At 56.2% G+C, this 5,436-nt stretch carries 7 protein-coding genes; 4 read left to right on the forward strand and 3 right to left on the reverse strand.

Features of this window, described 5'->3' with window-relative positions:
- Window positions 1-119: 119 nt before the first annotated feature.
- Window positions 120-413: a DUF2834 domain-containing protein gene (locus tag IQ273_RS29685; RefSeq protein WP_194026707.1), complete on the reverse strand. Its 294-nt coding sequence runs from the start codon at window positions 411-413 to the stop codon at window positions 120-122.
- An 82-nt stretch (window positions 414-495) separates the two neighbouring features.
- On the opposite strand from IQ273_RS29685, the gene IQ273_RS29690 reads away from it, so the two are divergent.
- Window positions 496-1,329 (forward strand): helix-turn-helix domain-containing protein, encoded by an 834-nt coding sequence (locus IQ273_RS29690; RefSeq protein ID WP_194026708.1) that lies wholly within the window; start codon window positions 496-498, stop codon window positions 1,327-1,329.
- Here IQ273_RS29690 and IQ273_RS29695 read toward each other — a convergent pair.
- Window positions 1,326-1,670, reverse strand: a complete 345-nt coding sequence (locus IQ273_RS29695) for a DUF4870 domain-containing protein (protein WP_194026709.1) — start codon at window positions 1,668-1,670, stop codon at window positions 1,326-1,328. The genes IQ273_RS29690 and IQ273_RS29695 overlap by 4 nt on opposite strands.
- Window positions 1,671-1,756: 86 nt before the next feature.
- Entirely contained in the window at window positions 1,757-2,848 is a 1,092-nt protein-coding gene (locus IQ273_RS29700) for an HhoA/HhoB/HtrA family serine endopeptidase (RefSeq protein WP_194026712.1), read from the reverse strand.
- A gap of 331 nt (window positions 2,849-3,179) precedes the next feature.
- Between IQ273_RS29700 and IQ273_RS29705 the strand changes: the two genes are divergently transcribed.
- The 3 genes from IQ273_RS29705 to glpK all read left to right on the forward strand — a co-directional run bounded on the left by IQ273_RS29705 (window position 3,180) and on the right by glpK (window position 5,372).
- Entirely contained in the window at window positions 3,180-3,443 is a 264-nt protein-coding gene (locus IQ273_RS29705; protein WP_194026710.1) for a type II toxin-antitoxin system ParD family antitoxin, read from the forward strand.
- Entirely contained in the window at window positions 3,443-3,577 is a 135-nt protein-coding gene (locus IQ273_RS34580) for a hypothetical protein (RefSeq protein ID WP_255534748.1), read from the forward strand. Before IQ273_RS29705 ends, IQ273_RS34580 begins: the two co-directional genes overlap by 1 nt.
- A gap of 280 nt (window positions 3,578-3,857) precedes the next feature.
- Complete coding sequence (glpK, locus tag IQ273_RS29715; RefSeq protein WP_194026711.1) at window positions 3,858-5,372, forward strand: glycerol kinase GlpK; 1,515 nt, start codon at window positions 3,858-3,860, stop codon at window positions 5,370-5,372.
- Window positions 5,373-5,436 lie beyond the last annotated feature (64 nt).

Consider the following 5,436-nt stretch of genomic DNA (forward strand, 5'->3'; position numbering starts at 1 on the left):
GTAGGGGGTGGATGGGTAGGGGGTGGATGAGTGGATGGGTGGATGGAGGGAAACGGTGTTTGTTCCCAAATATTGCTGTAAAGCAGCAGACGGCAATCACCAAGCCCCTACAACTGCGTTTACATAGCCGTTTCTTCTGATGGCCGGGTAAGCAGGTAAACCAGCGGCCCAAAAGACCCCATAGTTAGCGTCACCACCAGCCAGGGCCAGGGGTTGCGGCCTGTGGCTTTAGCATCGTGCCACATCCACACCAAAAAAAGAGACAGGGCAATCACCAGATCTGCCAATACCTGCATTCCAGCGGTGCTCTGAAACTCATTGGCGAAGATACCCAGATAGCCATACTGCCAAAGGGCTACGGTGCTGAGCACGCTAAACGGAATTAGGACAATGGCCACTAAACTGCGCTGCATACAGAACCTCTGCGAAGAATTACAGGTTCAGTATTGACCGTACAGGTTATAGAATCAATTACCTCTAAGGTAATCAAACGTCATGTCTACTGCCGGGAATGTCCTCACCGATGCTTTGCGCCAGATCCGCAAGGCGCAGCGACTGAGCCAGCTAGAGCTATCGCTGCGCCTGGGCGTTTCCCAGCGTCATGTCAGCTTTGTAGAAAGTGGTCGGGCCAAGCCCAGCCGCGAGCTGCTGGTAACCTGGTTGCAAGAACTTGACGCGCCGCTGGTGCTGCGCAACGAGGTACTAATCATGACGGGCTATGCGCCTTTGTACAGCGCTACCGCACTCAGCGACCCCGCCCTAGAAGCGATCAACCAGGCGTTAGACCAACTGCTCGCAGCCCACGACCCCATGCCCGCCCTGGTGATCGACGCCCAGTGGAATCTACTGCGGCTGAATCGCGGTGGGCAGTGGCTGGCGGCCACCCTACTGCCCTGGGCCGCAGACCTGGCCCCGTCTGCACCGATGAATCTATTAGACCTGCTGATTCATCCAGAGGGGTTGCTCAAGCCGGTGGTAAACCTAGGTGAGATTGGCCCTGCCCTGCTGAGCCGTCTGCGCCAGGAGGCGATGGCTCAACCGGCGATCGCCCCCAGAGTAAAAATGTTTGCCGCTCAGCTCGGCGATCGCCTGGGTTCCACCCCTCTGCTGCCCGGCGGTGCAGCGCCTACTGCGCCCGTACTCACCACCCGCTATGCTACCCGCCACGGCGAACTTGCCTTTTTCGGCATGTTCACCACCTTCGGCACCCCGCAGGATATCACCCTGGCCTCGCTGCGGGTTGAGCATCTGTTTGCTGCCGACGCCGCCACCTATGCGGTGCTGAAAGCACAGGTAGAGCTACCCTCTACACCCGACCAGCACCCCTAAAATAGCCGCAGGATGAGCGGATAGCGGAACGCAGTATTGGGCTTGGTCAGACTGTGGACGATGCCAAAGATGGGCATGACGAAATTCACAATGCCCAGCACAAACAGAAGCGGAATACCAATTAATATCCACGCTAAAACACCCGCAACGGCCCACCAAAACCACATATTGATGTGAAAGTTGATCGCCTCTTTGGCGCTTTCTTTAATGACTGAATCCTTAGAAATCAGCAGAATAGCAATGGGAACGCCGACAGCCAGAATCAAGGTATTAAAGAAAATAGAGCCGTGGCTAAGGGCAGAAAGCAGCTTGCGAGTGCCGGTGTCTTCGGTGGAATACATGGAAATCTCCTGAATAAAGAATTTTGGATTTGCACGTTTGGTCAGTTACACACTCATCTGGCCGACCATTGCTTAGAACAGCCTCACTACTCGGCCTGCTCGTGGAGTTCGGCGGTTTTGACCTGCACGGTCTGAAGGCGATCGCCGCGCTGAATCTTAAGCTCTAGGGCGTCGCCAATAGGGGTGTTTTCAACTTTAACTTGCAGGCCGTCAGCGCTGCGAATCGACGTACCGTTGACCTGCACAATCACGTCACCCCGACGCAGGCCCGCATCCGCAGCGGGAGTGCCTTCTAGGACCCGAATCACCAGCACTCCATAGACCTCGGGGAGGTACATACCGGAGTTGATGTCGGCGTTGTTGATTTTGGCCTGTTCGGGAGTGAGGTTGGCAATCTGCACGCCGATGTAGGGATGGGCTACGGTTTCGCCCCGGGCCAGCATGTCTTTAATCTCTTTGGCCTTGTTGATCGGAATGGCAAAGCCAATGCCCATGGCGTCGGCGCGAATAGCGGTGTTGATGCCAATCACCTCGCCCCGCTGGTTAACCAACGGCCCGCCAGAATTACCGGGGTTGATGGCAGCATCGGTCTGGATAAACTCCAGCCGCTTGCCGGGAATACCTACGGAACTGCTGGTGCGCTTGAGAGTGCTGACAATGCCCAGGGTAACAGTGTTGTCGAGGCCCAGGGGGTTACCCACTGCGATCGCCCAGTCACCCACTTCTATCCGGTCTGAATCGCCTAGAGTGGCTACGGGCAACACGTCATCCTCGCCATCGTCAATTTTGACCACGGCCAGGTCGGTGACTTCGTCAAACCCTTCAACAATGGCGTCAAAGCTGCGACCATCTTTGAGGGTGACCACCACCCGGTCAGCCCCGTTGACCACGTGGGCATTGGTCAAAATATTGCCGGTGTTATCGATGATGAACCCTGACCCTTGCCCCCGCAGCAGTTCTTCCTGGGGCTGGCGAGGCATGGCCCCAAAAAAGTCGCGCAAAAAGGGATCTTCATATAATGGATCCCGCGCCTGCCGGGTAATGGTTTTCTCAGTGTCAATGCGCACCACCGCAGGGCCAACCTGGCGCACGGCAGCGGCCACAAAACTTTCGCTGCCAATCGCCTCTGCTGCCGGAGATTGAGCATAGGCCGGAGGGGCGATCGCGGTAGCAAACATCGTCACGGCGGCAAATACCATCAGCAACAGACGTTTTAGGGGTATCCAGAGTCCTTTCAAGGGAGCAAGCCTCATAAACGCAACTTCGACGCGCAACGGCAGGGGGTAGTATCCCGTTGATACCCAAAATTGTTCCACAAGAGCCTGCCCTCGGGGAGAGGGGGATACCGAACTCCGGAGTGGGCTAGGCCGAAGGCTAGCGTCTACCGGTCTGGTGATTGATAAGATTGTAAAGAGCCGCAAATAGCTGGTCATCAGCAACTAGCCAGGGTTCACTCTTGATTAAGCCACAGTAGTCATAGCAACAGCTCTTCTTCAGAGGCCCTTTACGATGGACGTTTCCCTAAAGCCTGAACAGGCTGAGTTTATTCAAGCTCAAATTACCAACGGCCGCTACGGCAATCCAGAGGAAGTCATCGATCGCGCTCTATCGCTGTTGGTGGAGTGGGAAAAAAGCTATGACCAGTGGCTTCAAGAGACCCGACAAAAAGTTGATGAAGGGCTAAGACAGATCGAGCGGGGAGAGGTTGTCGATGGCGAAATAATCATGACTCAGCTAAGGGAGAAAATTCGCAAGGCGCAGGAAGAAACCTGATGCAGCGATACGTCATTACCCTTGAAGCTAGCCGAGATTTACAAGAAATTGTTGACTATTTTCTCAAACGAAGTATTGACGCAGGCGAGAGGTTTGTCGAAGAGTTTAATCGGAAGTGTGAACCGGAAGTGTGAACGACTGCTGCAATTTCCGAAAATGGGGAAACCCTATGAAGACATCAGTCCTGATCTACATGGTATTCTCGTGATGAACCATGTCCTGCTCTACAAGCTAGTAGAAGAAGCTAGTAGAAGAAAATATTGTGATCGTCAGGGTAGTGAGCGGACATAGGGATCTCGAAAAAATCTTTGAATAGCTTAATTTTTTCGGTTAGTTTGCGAAAGTCTGTCTTCAGAGTGGGGCAGATTCTGGCTAAATTTGCTACGCTTTTGGCGCTGCGAACCCACAGGTACAATGACTGCCAACTACATCATGGCCCTCGATCTGGGCACCACCGGCAACCGGGCAATTATTTTTGACCGGGAGGGCGCGATCGCAGGTCAGGCTTACCGTGAGCTGACCCAGTACTACCCGCAGCCAAGCTGGGTTGAGCACAACGCTCGCGAAATTTGGGAAGAAATTGAGTGGGCCATGGGGTCTGCTATTTCAAAGGCCGGGCTAAAGCCCACCGATATTGCCGCCATTGGCCTAACTGTGCAGCGTGAGACCTGCCTGCTGTGGGACAGTAGCACCGGTCGCCCCCTGGCCAATGCCATTGTCTGGCAAGACCGCCGCACCGCGCCCCTGTGCAACCAGCTGCGAGAAGCGGGAAAGGCCGAGGAAATCTACGATCGCACCGGCTTAGTCCTCGACGCCTACTTCTCGGCTACCAAGCTGGCCTGGCTGCTAGAGCAGGCCAAGAAAGAGATGGATCCTCCTGTGGACTTTGACCAGGTGCTGGCGGGCACTGTGGACAGCTGGGTGCTGTGGAACCTGACCGGACGGCAGGTACATGCCACCGACCATAGCAACGCCAGCCGCACCATGCTGCTCAACATCGCCAGTGGCCAGTGGGATGACACGCTGCTGTCGCTGTTCGACATTTCGCCCCACATGATGCCTGCGATCAAGCCCAGCATTGGCGTGTTTGGCCACACTGATCCAAAGCTGTTTGGGGCCGAGATTCCGATTACGGCCATTTTCGGGGACCAGCAGGCCGCCCTCTACGGCCACGGCTGCGATCGCCCTGGCCTGCTCAAATGTACCTATGGCACCGGAGCGTTTCTGGTCTCTCACACCGGCGATGAGGTGGTGCGATCGCAGAACCAGCTGCTCTCTACCGTGGCCTGGTCAGAGGCCACAGACGATGCAAAGCAGCCCCACATTGGCTATGCGATCGAGGGCAGCATGTTTACCGCCGGGGCCTGCATTCAGTGGCTGCGCGACGGGTTGCAGGTAATCTCCAGCGCCGCCGAAACTGAAATTGTCGCCCGACAAGCCGCCGACAATGGCGGCGTCTATTTTGTGCCCGCCCTCAGCGGCCTCGGTGCCCCCCATTGGGATATGAGCGCTCGCGGCGCGTTTTTGGGACTGACTCGCGGGGTTCAGCGCGAGCATATGGTGCGGGCGGTACTGGAGGCGATCGCCTACGAAGTCAAAGAAGTGGTCGATGCCGTCAACCAGGATAGCGGTACCCCCATCCGTCAGCTCAAGGTCGACGGCGGGGCCTGCAACAACGATTTTCTCATGCAATTCCAGGCCGACGTGCTGGGCATTCCGGTCGAGCGGCCCCAGGTGCTCGATGTCACGGCCCAGGGAGCCGCCTTTGCGGCGGGCTTGGCTGTGGGCTTTTGGGACGACTACCGCGCCCTAGTCGAGAGTCGCCCCATCGATCGCGTGTTTGAGCCGGGAGACGGACAGACCGAAGCTCAAGAAAATTTTTCGATGTGGATGCGGGCAGTGGAACGGGCCAAAGGCTGGGCGACCTAGGCAGAACTGCTCAGGGGTATCGCTTCACCGGGTTATTCTCGTACTCTAGGAGAATGTTCCTGTT

Origin of the sequence: Nodosilinea sp. LEGE 07298, assembly GCF_015207265.1 — a bacterium.
GTDB lineage: Bacteria > Cyanobacteriota > Cyanobacteriia > Phormidesmidales > Phormidesmidaceae > Nodosilinea.

Coding starts and splice junctions, on each gene's coding strand:
- IQ273_RS29685 (WP_194026707.1), bottom strand. CDS start 413: ATGCAGCGCAGTTTAGTGGCCATTGTCCTAATTCCGTTTAGCGTGCTC.
- IQ273_RS29690 (WP_194026708.1), top strand. CDS start 496: ATGTCTACTGCCGGGAATGTCCTCACCGATGCTTTGCGCCAGATCCGC.
- IQ273_RS29695 (WP_194026709.1), bottom strand. CDS start 1,670: ATGTATTCCACCGAAGACACCGGCACTCGCAAGCTGCTTTCTGCCCTT.
- IQ273_RS29700 (WP_194026712.1), bottom strand. CDS start 2,848: ATGTTTGCTACCGCGATCGCCCCTCCGGCCTATGCTCAATCTCCGGCA.
- IQ273_RS29705 (WP_194026710.1), top strand. CDS start 3,180: ATGGACGTTTCCCTAAAGCCTGAACAGGCTGAGTTTATTCAAGCTCAA.
- IQ273_RS34580 (WP_255534748.1), top strand. CDS start 3,443: ATGCAGCGATACGTCATTACCCTTGAAGCTAGCCGAGATTTACAAGAA.
- glpK (WP_194026711.1), top strand. CDS start 3,858: ATGACTGCCAACTACATCATGGCCCTCGATCTGGGCACCACCGGCAAC.